Below are 15,794 nucleotides of genomic sequence, written 5' to 3' on the forward strand. Positions count from 1 at the left end.
CAGGCTGCCGCGTCCGGCCCAGCATGGTAGCGCAGACTGTGGGAGTTGAGGGTTTTGCCTTGAATAGTGGGCTGCCTGGAAGGGCCTCTTCGGGAGCAAGCCCCCTCCCACAGTGGATATCCGGTGTGCCGACCATCTCATGCACTCAGCCGATCCAATGTGGGAGCGAGCCTGCTCGCGAAAGCGATTTATCAGGCGCCGATGATCCCGCCATCCTCACGGGTAATCGCCATCACCGATGAGCGCGGCTTGCCATTCGGCAGATGCTCGGGGAAGGTCGAACCACCGTTTTCGCCTGGATGTTGAATCCCGACAAACAGGGTTTTCTGATCCGGCGAGAAGCTGATCCCGGTGACTTCGCAACCAATCGGCCCGACCATGAACCGGCGAATTTCGCCGGTCTTCGGATCGGCGCAGAGCATCTGGTTGTTGCCCATCCCGGCAAAGTCCCCGGCGTTGCTCGAATCGCCATCTGTGAGAATCCACAAGCGCCCGGCCTTGTCGAAGCCCAAACCGTCCGGGCTGTTGAACATGTTCTGCGGGGTGATGTTCGACGAGCCGCCCTTCGGCGTGCCGGCGTGTACACCCGGGTTGCCGGCGACCACAAACAGGTCCCAGGCGAAGGTTTTCGCCGCATGATCGTCGCGGTCGGTGCGCCAGCGCAGGATCTGTCCGTAGACGTTCTTCGCGCGCGGGTTCGGCCCGCCCACCGGCTGCCCGTCTTCGCCGCGCTTGGCGTTGTTGGTCAGGGTGCAATAAACCTGGCCGTCCTTCGGGCTGACCACGATCCATTCCGGGCGGTCCATGCGCGTGGCGCCGACCACACTGGCGGCGAGGCGGGCGTGGATCAGCACTTCGGCCTGATCGGCGAAACCGCTGCTGGCGTCGATGCCGTTCTTGCCGTGGGTCAGTTCGATCCACTGGCCCTGGCCTTTCGGGTGATCCGGGTTGCCGTCGCCGGCGTCGAACCTGGCCACATACAGCGTGCCGTGGTCGAGGATGTCGCGGTTGGCTTTCGCATTGCGATGGTTGATGCGGTCGCGACTGACAAACTTGTAGATGAACTCGCCACGCTCGTCGTCGCCCATGTACACCACGGCGCGACCGTCATCGGTCTCGGCCAGTGCGGCGTTTTCATGCTTGAAGCGGCCGAGGGCGGTGCGCTTGACCGGGGTCGATTGCGGATCGAACGGATCGATCTCGACCACCCAGCCGTGACGGTTGAGTTCGTTGGGGTTCTTGGCCATGTCGAAGCGCGGGTCGAACGGGTGCCAGTTGATCTCGCGGCTGGCGGCCGACACGCCGTAGCGCTTTTGCGCCGGGTCGAACTGCTGCTGGGCGTTGCTGCTGCCAAAGCAATCGGTGAAGTTTTCTTCGCAGGTCAGATAGGTGCCCCACGGTGTCTTGCCGTTGGCGCAGTTCTGGAAGGTGCCGAGGACTCTCTTGCCGTGCTTGTCGGCGGCCGTCTTCATCAGCTCGTGACCAGCCGCCGGGCCGCTGATGCGCAGCGGCGAGTTGCCGTGGATGCGGCGGTTGTAGCGCGAGCCCTGGACGAACTGCCATTGGCCGTTCCTGCGCTGCACTTCGATCACCGACACGCCTTCACAGGCCAGCGCCTTGCGCACGTCTTCGGCCGATTGCGGCATGCCGCCGTGCGGGTAGAGGTAGCGATAATTGGTGTATTCGTTGTTGATCGCCATCAACGCACGGTTTCGGTCGTCGGGGAATTCGAACAGGCTCATGCCGTCGTTGTTGTCGCCGAACTGCACTTCCTGGGCGGCGGCGGTGCCATTGCCGCTCGGATCGAACGCCGGGCCGTTCTTGTGCAGCGGCTGACCCCAACTGATCAGCACAGAGGACTTGTAGCCCTTGGGCAGGCTGATGACATCGGTGGTCGCGGCGGGAATGCTCTCGAAACCGAGCAGGCGGCTGTTGCCGGCGCTGATGCCGGTGGCCAGCGCGCTGCGGCTCAGCAGGTTGCCGCCGAGGAACATGGCGGCGCCGCACAGCGCACCGGCGCTGATGAAACCGCGACGGCTGAGGCCGACCATCTTTTCCAGATCTGTGGATTGGTTTTCTTCTAATAGGCTCACATCAGGCTCCCTGCTTGGTTTTGGCAGCCACCTTAATGAGCGTCGATTACGCTTTCGTTGCAGCGCCTTATTACAGCGGCGTGCCGATCAGCACATTGGACGGCGAGAACTGCACCTGCACCGGTTGCTCGACACTCAGCCCGCGGGTGCGAAGCTGCAGCGGCTCCGCCAGAGCGCAGAGCGTCTGGCCGTTGGGCAGGGCGATGCGCACTTCGCTGGGGCCGTCTTCGGCATCGAGAATGGCTTCGATAGTGCCGCTCAGAAGATTGTGTCCAGATGTTGCAACTTGCTCCGGGGGCAGTAGTTCAAGCCAGCCAGCCTTGATCAAGGCCACCACTTCGGTGCCCGGTTGCAGTTCCAGGTGCACGGTGCTGTCGTGGGTGATCTGCGCGTTGATCCACAGGCCTTCGGCCAGTTCGAGGCGAATTAGGTCGTTGCGGCCCTGACCCTCGATAGCCACGACTTTGCCGTGCAACTGGTTGCGCGCGCTGGTTCTGAGCATCAATCGCCCAAGCAGATCCAGATCGCTGGCGTCCTCAGCGGCCTCCAGCACCTGCGCCTGTAAAGCTTGCAGCTTTTGGTACAGACGCAACACCCGTTCGCCTTCGCTGGACAATCTGGCACCGCCGCCGCCCTTGCCGCCGACCGCACGTTCCACCAGCGGTTTCTGCGCCAGGTTGTTCAGCTCATCAATCGCATCCCACGCCGCTTTGTAACTCAGCCCGGCGCTTTTTGCGGCGCGGGTGATCGAGCCCTGTTCGACAATGTGTTGCAGCAGGGCGATGCGCTGCGGACGGCGGACGATGTGCTGGGAGAGCAGGGTGGGCAGGGACATTGGTGGGTGCTTTTTCACAGTGGCGGTGGAGAGTGAAGTTGGCGGCTTGCGACGCATCAGTCAAGCCAAACACAGTGCTCTTGTAGGAGTGAGCCTGCTCGCGATGGCGGTGGAACAGTCAGCATCAATGTTGGCAGTAATTGCGCTATCGCGAGCAGGCTCACTCCTACAAGGGATTGTGTCGGTTTCAGTTTCCGGGTTTTGGCGTGCGGGCCAGACAATAGACGTCGACTCTTGCAGCGCCCGCATCCCTCAACAATCGCGCCAGTGCCTGGGCCGTGGCGCCGGTGGTCAGCACATCATCAATCAACGCGAAGTGCCGACCTTTCACCTCGGCGTCAGGGGCCACAGCGAAGGCGTGACGCAAATTGCGCTTGCGCGCCTTGGCGTCGAGATCCTGCTGGGCGCTGGTGTCGTGGACCCGCCGTAGAGCATGTTCCTCAAAAGGCAGATCCAGCTGTTGGCTCAACCATCGCCCGAGCATCGCCGCTTGATTGAACCCGCGTTGGCGCAGACGTTTGCTCGCCAGTGGCACCGGCAACAACACATCGGGTCGCGGCAAACCTTCATCGAAGCGATGTTGCAGGTATTGTCCGGCAACGTCGGCGAGCAAGTGACCAAACGGCCATTTCGCGTTGTGTTTAAAACGCGTAATCAGACTGTCCACCGGGAAGTCATAGCGCCACGGCACCACCACCTGTTCGAACGCCGGCGGCTCTAGCAGGCATCCGCCGCAGGTCAGGCCAGCGCTGGGCAGCGGCAAGGCGCAGGTCTGGCAGTGGTCGCCGAGCCAGGGCAGATCGGTTTCGCAGGCGACGCAGATTGGCACTTCTGCTTCTGCGGGCTCATCGCACAACAAACAGCTTTGTATGTTTTTTAAACAGATGTAAACCTGTGCTTCGTCTCGTGGTTGACAGCGCATGACTCTTCCTTAAATATGCCGAACATCCGTGTCGCGCCTGTGGGTATTCCGTTCCCGCAGCCGCCAGCCAAGCATAACCAAGGAACTGCCCATGAGCGCCAGCACCTCTGCCACCCTGCGTCACGACTGGTCTTTAGCCGAAGTCAAAGCGCTCTTCGTACAGCCATTCAACGACTTGCTGTTCCAGGCGCAGACGGTGCACCGTGCACATTTCAACGCCAATCGCGTGCAGGTTTCCACGCTGCTGTCGATCAAGACCGGCGCCTGCCCGGAAGACTGCAAGTACTGCCCACAGTCCGGTCACTACAACACCGGCCTGGAAAAAGAAAAGCTGATGGAAGTGCAGAAAGTCCTCGAAGAGGCTGCTCGCGCCAAGGCCATCGGCTCGACCCGTTTCTGCATGGGGGCCGCGTGGAAGCACCCGTCGGCCAAAGACATGCCGTATGTGCTGAAGATGGTTGAAGGCGTGAAGGCCATGGGCCTGGAAACCTGCATGACCCTCGGTCGTCTCGATCAGGAACAGACCGAGGCGCTGGCCAAGGCTGGCCTCGATTACTACAACCACAACCTCGACACCTCGCCTGAGTTCTACGGCAGCATCATCACCACCCGCACCTACAGCGAACGCTTGCAGACGCTGGCCTACGTGCGTGAGTCGGGGATGAAGATCTGCTCCGGCGGCATTCTCGGCATGGGCGAGTCGCTGGACGACCGCGCCAACCTGCTGATCCAGTTGGCCAACCTGCCGGAGCATCCGGAGTCGGTGCCGATCAACATGCTGGTGAAGGTCGCCGGCACGCCGCTGGAAAACGCCGATGACGTCGATCCGTTCGACTTCATCCGCATGCTCGCCGTGGCGCGCATCCTCATGCCGCAATCCCACGTACGCCTGTCCGCCGGCCGCGAAGCGATGAACGAGCAGATGCAGGCGTTGGCGTTCTTCGCCGGTGCCAACTCGATTTTCTACGGCGACAAACTGCTGACCACCGCCAACCCGCAGGCCGACAAGGACATGCAACTGTTCGCGCGTCTGGGCATTCAACCGGAAGCGCGCGAAGAGCATGCCGATGAAGTGCATCAGGCCGCGATCGAGCAGGCGCTGGTGGAGCAGAAGAGCAGCGAGCAGTTCTATAACGCGGCGGTCTAAACCTGCGCGGATTTCTCTGAAGGAATGCAAAACCCCTGTGGGAGCGGGCTTGCTCGCGAAAGCGTCAGTGCAGTCGACATTACCGTTGAATGTCAGACCGCCTTCGCGAGCAAGCCCGCTCCCACAGGGAATCTGTGTCACTTGAAAGTCGAGGCCTGCATGTCTTTCGATCTCGCCGCACGCCTTGCTGCCCGCCGTGCCGAAAATCTCTACCGCCAGCGTCCGTTGCTCGAGTCCCCGCAAGGGCCTGAAGTGGTGGTCGACGGCCAGCCGTTGCTGGCGTTCTGTAACAACGACTACCTCGGACTGGCCAATCACCCGCAGGTGATCGAAGCCTGGCGCGCCGGTGCCGAGCGCTGGGGCGTCGGTGGCGGAGCGTCGCATCTGGTGATCGGCCACAGCGGCCCGCATCACGCCCTGGAAGAAGCCCTCGCCGATCTCACTGGCCGGCCACGTGCTTTGCTGTTCACCACTGGCTACATGGCCAACCTCGGTGCGGTCACGGCATTGGTGGGGCAGGGCGATACGGTGTTGGAAGACCGCCTCAATCACGCCTCGTTGCTGGATGCCGGTCTGTTGTCCGGCGCGCGTTTCAATCGTTATCTGCACAACGACGCCGACAGCCTGGCCAAGCGCCTGGAGAAAGCCACCGGCAACAAGCTGGTGGTCACCGACGGCGTGTTCAGCATGGACGGCGATCTTGCCGATCTGCCGGCGCTGGCGCGTGAGGCCAAGGCCAAAGGCGCGTGGCTGATGGTTGATGATGCTCATGGCTTCGGCCCGCTCGGTGCCAATGGCGGCGGGATCGTCGAGCATTTCGGCTTGAGTCAGGACGATGTGCCGGTGCTGGTTGGCACCCTCGGCAAGGCGTTCGGCACCGCCGGTGCTTTCGTCGCCGGCAGCGAAGAGCTGATCGAAAGCCTGATCCAGTTCGCCCGGCCCTACATCTACACCACCAGCCAGCCACCGGCGTTGGCCTGTGCGACGCTGAAAAGTCTGGAATTACTGCGCAGCGAGCATTGGCGACGTGAGCACCTTAACCTGCTGATCCGCCAATTTCGTCGAGGGGCCGAGCAGATCGGTCTGCAGCTGATGGACAGCTTCACCCCGATCCAGCCGATCCTGATCGGCGACGCCGGTCGAGCCGTGCGCCTGTCGCAGATGCTGCGCGAACGCGGTTTGATGGTCACGGCAATCCGTCCGCCTACCGTCCCGGCAGGAAGTGCACGCCTGCGCGTGACCCTGACCGCCGCTCACAGCGAGGCGCAGGTGCAGCTATTGTTAGAAGGACTGGCCGATTGCTTTGCCCAACTGTCGTCGGAGCCAAGCCATGCGTGATCGCCTGATTCTGCTGCCCGGCTGGGGCCTCGGCGTTTCGCCGCTGGAGCCCTTGGCCGCGGCATTGCAAGGGCTCGACGAGCATCTGCATGTCGAGATCGAGCCGTTGCCGGAGCTCGATTCCAGCGACTTGCAGGACTGGCTCGACGAACTCGATGAATGTATTCCTCAAGACGTGTGGCTGGGCGGTTGGTCGCTGGGCGGCATGCTTGCCTCTGAACTGGCAGCACGGCGCGGCGAGCGTTGCTGCGGTCTGCTGACGCTGGCGAGCAATCCTTCATTTGTCGCCCATGAGCATTGGCCGAGTGCGATGCCGGGCGAGACGTTCGATGCATTTCTCGCCAGCTGCCAGACCGACCCGCGGATGACCCTAAAACGGTTCTCGTTGTTGTGTGCTCAGGGCGCGCAGGACCCGCGCGGCATGTCGCGGCTGATGCTCGGCGGTGCGCCGAATGCGGCGGCTGAGATCTTGATGGCCGGGCTGGAATTGCTCGCACAGCTGGATACCCGGGAAGCGTTGCAGGCGTTTCGCGGCCCGCAGTTGCACCTGTTCGCCGGGCAGGACGGCCTGGTGCCGGCAGAAGCGGCGGGGGCGTTGTTCGCCCTGTTGCCGGATATCGAAATTGGTCTGATCGAACAGGCCAGTCATGCATTTCTTCTGGAAGACCCCCATGGCGTGGCGGGAGCGATCCAGGCATTTCTACACGAGCGCGGTGATGACTGATTTGTCTCTTGTTGCGCTGCCCGGCGGCTTGCCCGACAAGCGCCAGGTCGCGGCCTCTTTCTCCCGTGCGGCGGCCAGCTACGACAGCGTTGCCGAGTTGCAGCGCGACGTCGGTTCGCAGTTGCTCGCGCGCTTGCCAGCGGGTTTTGTGCCGGCACGCTGGCTGGATCTGGGCTGCGGCACCGGCTATTTCACTCGCGCATTGGCCGAGCGATATGTCGAAGGTCAGGGGCTGGCGCTGGATATCGCCGAGGGCATGCTCAATCACGCACGGCCATTGGGCGGTGCGCAGCATTTCATCGCGGGTGATGCGGAGCGTCTGCCGTTGCAGGATTCGACGTGCGAGCTGATCTTCTCCAGCCTCGCGGTGCAGTGGTGTGCGGACTTCGAGTCGGTGCTCAGCGAAGCCTTTCGAGTGCTGAGACCCGGCGGGATTTTCGCGTTTGCTAGTCTTTGTGTAGGGACCTTGTACGAGTTGCGCGACAGTTGGCGGCAGGTCGATGGTCTGGTGCACGTCAACCGCTTCCGCGAATTCGCCCGGTATGAGCAGTTGTGTGCCGCCAGTGGCTTGCGTACGGTGAGTCTGCAGAATCAGGCGCATGTGTTGCACTACCCGGATGTGCGCAGCCTGACTCACGAACTCAAGGCACTCGGCGCGCACAATCTGAACCCCGGTCGGCCGGGTGGCTTGACCGGACGCGCGCGGATTCTCGGTCTGGTCGAGGCTTACGAGCAGTTCCGTCAGGCACAGGGATTGCCGGCGACTTACCAGGTGGTCTACGCCGTGTTGGAGAAACCCTTATGAGCGCAGCCTATTTCATCACCGGGACTGACACCGATGTCGGCAAGACCACCGTGGCTGCCGGGTTGCTGCATGCTGCGCGCTCGGCAGGGCTGAGTACGGCGGCGGGGAAACCGGTGGCTTCGGGTTGCGAGGTAACGCCCAAGGGTTTGCGCAATGCCGATGCGCTGGCGTTGCTCGCCGAGTGTTCGGTGCCGCTGACTTATCAACAGGTCAATCCGGTGGCATTCGAGCCGGCCATCGCGCCGCATCTGGCAGCGCGTGAGGCCGGCGTCGCGCTGACCGTGCAATCGTTGCTGGCGCCGATGCGCGAAATTCTGGCGCTGAATGCCGATTTCACGTTGATCGAAGGGGCGGGTGGCTGGCGGGTGCCGTTGGCCGATCAGGACAATCTGTCGGATCTGGCCATCGCGTTGAAGCTGCCGGTGATTCTGGTGGTGGGTGTGCGCCTGGGCTGTATCAGTCATGCGCTGCTGACGGCCGAGGCGATTGCCCGCGATGGCCTGCAACTGGCCGGTTGGGTGGCCAATATCATCGATCCGAAAACCTCGCGTCTGGAAGAGAATCTGGCGACGCTGGCCGAGCGGCTTCCAGCGCCGTGTCTGGGGCGGGTACCGAGACTGAAGTCGCTTAGCGCCGAGGCGGTGGCTGATCATCTGCAACTCGATCTGCTCGATTAATGTTTTTGGCTATGACAAGGCACTGTGCTATCAGTATTTTTGACGGGTGTTTTTCTGGCGCCTCTGCTTCAATGGCAACCATTGATCCTTCCCAAGGATGAGAGCTCCCATGGAAATCTCCGGTAACACAGCTTTTTATGCGGGTTTGAGCACGATTCAGACCGGTCAGAACCGTGTCGATCAGGCGGCCAGCCAGATCGCTAACAACACCATCGAGCGTTCGGTCACCAGCCAGTCTTCCGAAGCGCAGGTCGATCGTCTGCGCGGTATCGACCGCAGTCAGCAAATGGATCCGGGCAGCGCCATGGCCGAAATGGCCCAGGGCAAGTTTCAGGTAGAGCTGGGCACCAAGGTCGCCAAGGCTTCCGATGAAATGCTCGGTACGATCATCGATACGTTTGCCTGACTTTTCGCGCCTCCTGCCTGCCGAACGCCGCGTCTTGTCGCGGCGTTTTTCGTTGTAAGTCCTTCTCCCTCAACTAATCTTTTTTCATTGCCCGTGACGCTTTGCAGTTCATGGCGGTTTGCCGTGTCCGGCATTTGAAAAAAGTCATGACGAACGGCAAAAGATCGACGCTTGACAAGATTTCGGCGTAAACGTATGTTTCAAACAACTGTTTGACCGTCACAACAAATCAACGCGGTCGTTCATTCCCGGTTACATCAGCAGAGGTTTATCGCTATGCCTGACTACAAGGCCCCCTTGCGTGATATTCGCTTCGTTCGTGACGAACTGCTCGGCTACGAAGCGCACTATCAGAGCCTTCCAGCTTGCTCCGAAGCAACGCCGGACATGGTTGACGCCATTCTTGAAGAAGGCGCCAAGTTTTGTGAGCAGGTACTGGCACCGCTGAACCGTGTGGGCGACCTCGAAGGCTGCACCTGGAGCGAGTCCGGTGTGAAAACCCCGACGGGCTTCAAAGAAGCCTACAAGCAATTCGTCGAAGGCGGCTGGCCAAGCCTGGCGCACGACGTCGAGCACGGCGGTCAAGGTCTGCCGGAGTCGTTGGGTCTGGCTGTGAGCGAAATGGTCGGTGAAGCCAACTGGTCGTGGGGCATGTACCCAGGCCTGTCCCACGGCGCGATGAACACCATCTCCGAGCACGGTACCCCTGAGCAGCAAGAAGCCTATTTGACCAAACTGGTTTCCGGCGAATGGACCGGCACCATGTGCCTGACCGAACCGCACTGCGGCACCGACCTGGGCATGCTGCGCACCAAGGCCGAACCTCAGGCCGATGGTTCCTACAAGGTTTCCGGGACCAAGATCTTCATCTCGGCCGGTGAACACGACATGGCCGACAACATCGTCCACATCGTACTGGCCCGCCTGCCGGACGCTCCGGCTGGCACCAAAGGCATTTCCCTGTTCATCGTTCCAAAATTCCTGCCGAACGCCGATGGCACCCTCGGTGCGCGCAACGCAGTGAGCTGCGGTTCGCTGGAACACAAGATGGGCATCCACGGCAACGCCACTTGCGTGATGAACTTCGACGGTGCCACCGGTTTCCTGATCGGCCCGGCGAACAAAGGCTTGAACTGCATGTTCACCTTCATGAACACCGCACGTCTGGGTACCGCGCTGCAAGGTCTGGCCCACGCCGAGATCGGCTTCCAGGGTGGCCTGAAATACGCTCGCGATCGTCTGCAAATGCGCTCCCTGACTGGCCCGAAAGCGCCGGACAAGGCCGCTGACCCGATCATCGTGCACCCTGACGTACGTCGCATGCTGCTGACCATGAAGGCCTTCGCCGAAGGCAACCGTGCGATGGTGTACTTCACCGCCAAACAGGTCGACATCGTCAAATACGGCGTCGACGAAGAAGAGAAGAAGAAGGCCGACGCACTGCTGGCGTTCATGACGCCGATCGCCAAGGCGTTCATGACCGAAGTCGGTTTCGAAGCCGCCAACCACGGCGTGCAGATCTACGGTGGCCACGGCTTCATCGCCGAGTGGGGCATGGAGCAGAACGTTCGCGACAGCCGCATTTCGATGCTGTACGAAGGCACCACCGGCATCCAGGCACTCGACCTGCTGGGCCGTAAAGTGCTGATGACTCAAGGCGAGGCCCTGAAGGGCTTCACCAAGATCGTCCACAAGTTCTGCCAGAACAACGAAGGCAACGAAGCCGTCAAAGAGTTCGTTGCACCGCTGGCTGCACTGAACAAGGAATGGGGCGAGCTGACCATGAAGGTCGGTATGGCTGCCATGAAAGATCGCGAAGAAGTCGGCGCGGCCTCCGTGGACTACCTGATGTATTCCGGTTACGCCTGCCTGGCCTACTTCTGGGCCGACATGGCACGTCTGGCAGCCGAGAAGCTGGCAGAAGGCACCGGCGACGCTGCGTTCTACACCGCCAAGCTGCAAACCGCGCGCTTCTACTTCCAGCGAATCCTGCCACGTACCCGTACCCACGTGGCCACCATGCTGTCGGGCGCCAACAACCTGATGGACATGAAAGAAGAAGACTTCGCCCTGGGCTACTAAGCCTCAACGCGGTCTGACGAAAACCGCTGCTCCCTCGGGGGGCAGCGGTTTTTTTGTTGCTGAATCGCTCAGAAACCCGGGTTTTCTGCCGTTAAAGAGACTGCGTGTGATCTGGATCACATTGTGTGTGCTTAACTGGCCACATTGCAGGCACAATGCCATCTCTTTGATATGACGGGTCGGAGCTTTACCCTTGCCGCGTTCTTCCGCTGTACGTTTCAGCCATTTCCTACCTTCACTGCTGTTGTTGCTCGCGGGGTTGGCGGCTGCGTACGTCAAAGACCTCAACGTGTTCTTCACTTCGCTGTTCAACGTGTTGCCGACCCTGGTTCTGCTGTTGGGCGGCGCTTACTGTGCGGTTTACCGACGTCAGCGCGAGCTGTTTCTGATGCTCACGGTGTACATCGCCTACTTCTTGCTCGACACCCAGACCGACTATTACCGCGACAATGGCAAGGTGCGCGAAGACGCCGCCGTGGTGTTTCACCTGGTCTGTCTGCTGTTGCCGTTGCTGTTCGGGCTGTTCGCGGCGTGGCAGGAACGTACCCATCTGTTTCAGGACATGGTCGCGCGCTTCGCCGTGTTGCTGGCCTTTGGCAGTGTTGCTCTGGGGCTTGAACAAAGTTATCCGCAGGCGCTGCTGATGTGGCTCTCGGAAATCCGCTGGCCGGCGCTCCACGGCGCCTGGATGAGCCTGATCCAGATGTCCTATCCGGTGTTTCTTTCGGCGTTCCTGCTGTTGGCCTGGCAATACTGGCGCAATCCGCGCCCGCTGCACGCGGCACAGCTGGTCGGGTTGCTCGGGGTGTTCTGGATGCTGCCGAAAACTTTCATCCTGCCGTTCACCCTGAACATCATGTGCAGTCAGGTGATGCTGATGATTGCCGCTGCCGTGGCGCATGAGGCCTATCAAATGGCCTTCCGCGATGAACTCACCGGTCTGCCGGGGCGGCGCGCGCTCAATGAGCGAATGCAGCGTCTGGGCCGCAACTATGTGCTGGCGATGAGCGACGTCGATCACTTCAAGAAATTCAACGACACCCACGGTCACGATGTCGGTGATCAAGTGTTGCGACTGGTCGCCAGCAAGCTGTCGAAAATCAGCGGTGGCGGTAGGGCATATCGCTATGGTGGTGAGGAATTCGCCTTGGTGTTTGCGGGCAAAACCCTCGAGGAGTGCATGCCGCATCTGGAGGTGATTCGCGAGTCGATTGCCTCCTATAACATCCAGTTGCGCAATCAGGAGAACCGTCCGCAGGACGATCAGCAAGGTCGTCAGCGTCGTAGCGGCAGCGGTGCTTCCAGTGTGTCGGTCACGGTCAGTATCGGCGTCGCCGAGCGCGTCGAGCAACGGACGCCGGAAGAAGTCCTCAAGTCCGCCGACCAGGCGTTATACAGTGCCAAGGGCGCCGGGCGTAACTGCGTCATGGCGTTCGGACAGAACCGTCGCGGCGCGGTGCGGATGGACAGCGCTGCTGGCTGACTCAAGCCGCACGTTATCACTCAAAAGCCCGCTGATTGCGGGCTTTCTTTTATCTCTGAATGCTGGTGACCAAAAATAACAAATCAGTCACCGGTTGACCCTATGTGTCGCAAAAGTTGTTGAGGTACACTCGGCCTCAACGAAAACACTCTTCCACGAATCACCTGTTTAGATCTTGCGAGGTTTGCCATGGCTGACTACAAAGCGCCGCTGCGCGATATGCGCTTCGTCCTCAATGAAGTATTCGAAGTCGCCAAACTCTGGGCCGAACTGCCGGCCTTGGCCGAGACTGTCGATGCAGAAACCGTAGAAGCCATTCTCGAAGAAGCCGGCAAGGTCACCAGCAAAAGCATCGCGCCACTGAGCCGTGCGGCCGACGAAGAAGGCTGCCACTGGAAGGACGGTGCCGTCAGCACCCCGGCCGGTTTCCCACAGGCCTATCAGACTTACGCTGAAGGCGGCTGGGTCGGTGTCGGTGGCGATCCGGCCTACGGCGGCATGGGCATGCCCAAGGCTGTCTCGGCGCAGGTCGAAGAGATGGTCAACTCCGCCAGTCTGTCGTTCGGCCTGTACCCGATGCTGACCGCCGGCGCCTGCCTGTCGATCAACGCCCACGCCAGCGAAGAGCTGAAGGCCGCCTACCTGCCGAACATGTACGCCGGCATCTGGGCCGGTTCCATGTGCTTGACCGAGCCGCACGCCGGCACCGACCTGGGCATCATCCGCACCAAGGCCGAACCGCAGGCCGACGGTTCCTACAAGGTCAGCGGCACCAAGATCTTCATCACCGGCGGTGAGCACGACCTGACCGAGAACATCATCCACCTGGTGCTGGCGAAACTGCCGGACGCACCTGCTGGCCCGAAAGGCATTTCGCTGTTCCTGGTGCCGAAGTTCATGGTCAATGCCGATGGCAGCCTGGGCGCGCGCAACCCGGCGAACTGTGGTTCGATCGAACACAAGATGGGCATCCAGGCGTCCGCGACCTGCGTGATGAACTTCGATGAAGCTGTGGGCTATCTGGTCGGCGAGCCGAACAAGGGCCTGGCGGCGATGTTCACCATGATGAACTACGAGCGCCTGGGCGTCGGTATTCAAGGCCTGGCCAGCGGCGAGCGTTCCTATCAGAACGCCGTTGAATACGCTCGTGATCGTCTGCAAAGCCGTTCGCCGACCGGCGCGCAGAACAAGGACAAGGTTGCCGACCCGATCATCGTTCACCCGGACGTGCGTCGCATGCTGCTGACCATGAAAGCCTCGAACGAGGGCGGTCGCGCCTTCTCCACTTATGTGGCGATGCAACTCGACACCGCCAAGTTCAGCGAAGACGCGACCACCCGCAAGCGCGCAGAAGATCTGGTCGCGCTGCTGACTCCGGTGGCCAAGGCATTCCTCACCGACCTGGGCCTGGAAACCACCGTCCACGGCCAGCAGATTTTCGGCGGCCACGGTTACATTCGCGAGTGGGGGCAGGAGCAACTGGTGCGTGACGTGCGCATCACCCAGATCTACGAAGGCACCAACGGCATTCAGGCGCTGGACCTGGTCGGGCGCAAGATCGTCGGTAGCGGTGGCGCGTTCTACAAGCTGTTCGCCGACGAGATCCGCCACTTCACCGCGACCGCCAGCGCTGACCTCGGCGAATTCACCAAGCCGCTGAACGATGCCGTCAGCACCCTCGACGAGCTGACGGCGTGGCTGCTGGATCGGGCGAAAACCAATCCGAACGAAATCGGCGCGGCCTCGGTCGAATATTTGCAAGCGTTCGGCTACACCGCCTATGCCTACATGTGGGCACTGATGGCGAAAGCCGCACTGGGCAAAGAAGCGCAGGACGATTTCTACGCCAGCAAGCTGGGCACCGCACGGTTCTATTTCGCCCGTCTGCTGCCGCGTATCCACTCGTTGAGCGCGTCGGTGAAGGCGGGTAGCGAGTCGCTGTTCCTGCTGAATGCTGAGCAGTTCTGATGATGTAACGTCATGTAAGCATTCTCTTACATGACGTGCTGCTGTTCTCCCATAGGCGTAGATTGGATCCACAGCTAATCTACAACTCATGGACGTCGCGCAGGAAGCGCAAAGCAACAACACGGACACGTAGGATTCTGCCAGGGTGGCGGAGTGAAATGGATGTCAGGGAAACAGTCTGCAAAGCCCCGCTTCGGCGGGGTTTTCTTTTGCCTGAAGAAAAGTTTTCAGGCCAGCGGATCCAGTGGCGGTGCGGCTTTCAACGGTTTGTCTTCACGCTGAATCACTTCTTCCAGCAATGTGCGCAGCAAGGTCAAAGACGCCTGCTGGCGTTGCACATCGCGGCACACCAGCCCAACCTTCAGCGGCACCCGTGGTTCGCTCAACGGCTTCCACAACAGATCCTGCTCGTCGTATTCCTTCTGTGAACGCCCGGGCAGCACCGTTGCCAGCTTGGTGTGCGGCAGACTGTCGAGAATCCCCAGCATATTGTTCAGCTCGGCCTGCACTTGCGGGCGCCGACCCAGGCTGGTCAGTTGCGCCTGCCAGATCTGCCGGATCTGAAACTCTTCGCCCAGCAGCAACATCGGCAATTCCGCTGCCTGCCGCATCGAGACCTTCTTGAATTCACGCAGCGGGTGATCCGCCGGGATGACCAGCGTCAGCTCATCTTCATACAACATCACGCCATGCAGCCCCGGTTGGCGCGGCGGCAGGTAGCTGATGCCGATGTCCAGTGAGCCGTTGAGCAAACGGCGCTCGATCTCCAGCCCCGTCAGTTCATAGATCTGCACCACAAGATGCGGCTGCGCCTTGCGCACCCGTTCGAGCATTTGCGGCACGAGGCTGGTGTGCACTGTTTGCAGTACGCCGATCGCCAGCGTGCGCAAGGCCTGCCCCTTGAAGTTGCCCAGCGCTTCCCGCGCCCGCTGCAAACCGTCGAGCAGCGGCACGGCGTGGTTGTACAGCGTGTGCGCGGCAAGGGTCGGCAACAGGCGTTTGCTGCTGCGTTCGAACAGCGTGACGTCGAGGTTCTGTTCGAGCTGACGAATCTGCTGCGACAGCGCCGGTTGCGAAATCGACAGGCGTTCGGCGGCCCGACCGACATGGCCCTCTTCGTAGACCGCGACGAAATAACGCAGTTGTTTGAAATCCATAAGTAATACTTATCGAAAATGCTGGTAAATCGAAATGGCCCGAAGCCGTCAGTGAGCCTAGTCTAACCGCAATCACAAGGCTTACAGGGCCAGAGAGCGCGATGAATAGCGTTTGCTTCGATAGGGTTTGCATAGGCGGTTCAAAAAACCTCAAGCG

General features: G+C 60.9%; 13 protein-coding genes. 9 read left to right on the top strand and 4 right to left on the bottom strand.

Going from position 1 to position 15,794, the window contains the following annotated elements; translation table 11 throughout:
• Window positions 1-191: 191 nt before the first annotated feature.
• From H043_RS0103225 to H043_RS0103235, 3 genes are all read right to left on the bottom strand, one after another.
• Entirely contained in the window at window positions 192-2,093 is a 1,902-nt protein-coding gene (locus tag H043_RS0103225) for a PhoX family phosphatase (RefSeq protein ID WP_027610686.1), read from the bottom strand.
• A gap of 70 nt (window positions 2,094-2,163) precedes the next feature.
• Window positions 2,164-2,928, bottom strand: a complete 765-nt coding sequence (locus H043_RS0103230) for a TOBE domain-containing protein (RefSeq protein ID WP_027610687.1) — start codon at window positions 2,926-2,928, stop codon at window positions 2,164-2,166.
• Between the two features lie 187 nt (window positions 2,929-3,115).
• Window positions 3,116-3,850, bottom strand: a complete 735-nt coding sequence (locus H043_RS0103235) for a ComF family protein (RefSeq protein ID WP_027610688.1) — start codon at window positions 3,848-3,850, stop codon at window positions 3,116-3,118.
• Window positions 3,851-3,941: 91 nt separating this feature from the next.
• On the opposite strand from H043_RS0103235, the gene bioB reads away from it, so the two are divergent.
• The 9 genes from bioB to H043_RS0103280 all read left to right on the top strand — a co-directional run bounded on the left by bioB (window position 3,942) and on the right by H043_RS0103280 (window position 14,480).
• Entirely contained in the window at window positions 3,942-4,997 is a 1,056-nt protein-coding gene (gene bioB, locus H043_RS0103240) for a biotin synthase BioB (RefSeq protein ID WP_027610689.1), read from the top strand.
• 159 nt (window positions 4,998-5,156) lie between these two features.
• The gene (gene bioF / locus H043_RS0103245; RefSeq protein ID WP_027610690.1) at window positions 5,157-6,335 is read left to right on the top strand and encodes an 8-amino-7-oxononanoate synthase; all 1,179 of its coding nucleotides are present in this window, start codon (window positions 5,157-5,159) and stop codon (window positions 6,333-6,335) included.
• Window positions 6,328-7,059 carry an alpha/beta fold hydrolase gene (locus H043_RS0103250; protein WP_027610691.1) on the top strand — a complete coding sequence of 244 codons (732 nt, stop codon included), beginning with the start codon at window positions 6,328-6,330 and terminating at the stop codon, window positions 7,057-7,059. Before bioF ends, H043_RS0103250 begins: the two co-directional genes overlap by 8 nt.
• Window positions 7,052-7,864 (top strand): malonyl-ACP O-methyltransferase BioC, encoded by an 813-nt coding sequence (bioC, locus tag H043_RS0103255; RefSeq protein ID WP_027610692.1) that lies wholly within the window; start codon window positions 7,052-7,054, stop codon window positions 7,862-7,864. Before H043_RS0103250 ends, bioC begins: the two co-directional genes overlap by 8 nt.
• Complete coding sequence (bioD, locus tag H043_RS0103260) at window positions 7,861-8,541, top strand: dethiobiotin synthase (protein WP_027610693.1); 681 nt, start codon at window positions 7,861-7,863, stop codon at window positions 8,539-8,541. The genes bioC and bioD overlap by 4 nt, the downstream gene beginning before the upstream one ends.
• 109 nt (window positions 8,542-8,650) lie before the next feature.
• Window positions 8,651-8,947, top strand: a complete 297-nt coding sequence (locus H043_RS0103265; protein WP_003228898.1) for a hypothetical protein — start codon at window positions 8,651-8,653, stop codon at window positions 8,945-8,947.
• A gap of 276 nt (window positions 8,948-9,223) precedes the next feature.
• Window positions 9,224-11,029 (top strand): phenylacyl-CoA dehydrogenase, encoded by a 1,806-nt coding sequence (locus tag H043_RS0103270; protein WP_027610694.1) that lies wholly within the window; start codon window positions 9,224-9,226, stop codon window positions 11,027-11,029.
• Between the two features lie 193 nt (window positions 11,030-11,222).
• On the top strand, window positions 11,223-12,512 hold the full coding sequence (locus tag H043_RS0103275; RefSeq protein ID WP_027610695.1) for a GGDEF domain-containing protein: 1,290 nt from the start codon (window positions 11,223-11,225) through the stop codon (window positions 12,510-12,512).
• A 189-nt stretch (window positions 12,513-12,701) separates the two neighbouring features.
• Complete coding sequence (locus H043_RS0103280) at window positions 12,702-14,480, top strand: acyl-CoA dehydrogenase C-terminal domain-containing protein (protein ID WP_027610696.1); 1,779 nt, start codon at window positions 12,702-12,704, stop codon at window positions 14,478-14,480.
• 227 nt (window positions 14,481-14,707) lie between these two features.
• Here H043_RS0103280 and H043_RS0103285 read toward each other — a convergent pair whose 3' ends face one another.
• Entirely contained in the window at window positions 14,708-15,637 is a 930-nt protein-coding gene (locus tag H043_RS0103285; protein WP_027610697.1) for a LysR family transcriptional regulator, read from the bottom strand.
• Window positions 15,638-15,794 lie beyond the last annotated feature (157 nt).

The sequence above is a fragment of the Pseudomonas sp. URIL14HWK12:I6 genome (assembly GCF_000514195.1).
Lineage (GTDB): Bacteria > Pseudomonadota > Gammaproteobacteria > Pseudomonadales > Pseudomonadaceae > Aquipseudomonas > Aquipseudomonas putida_A.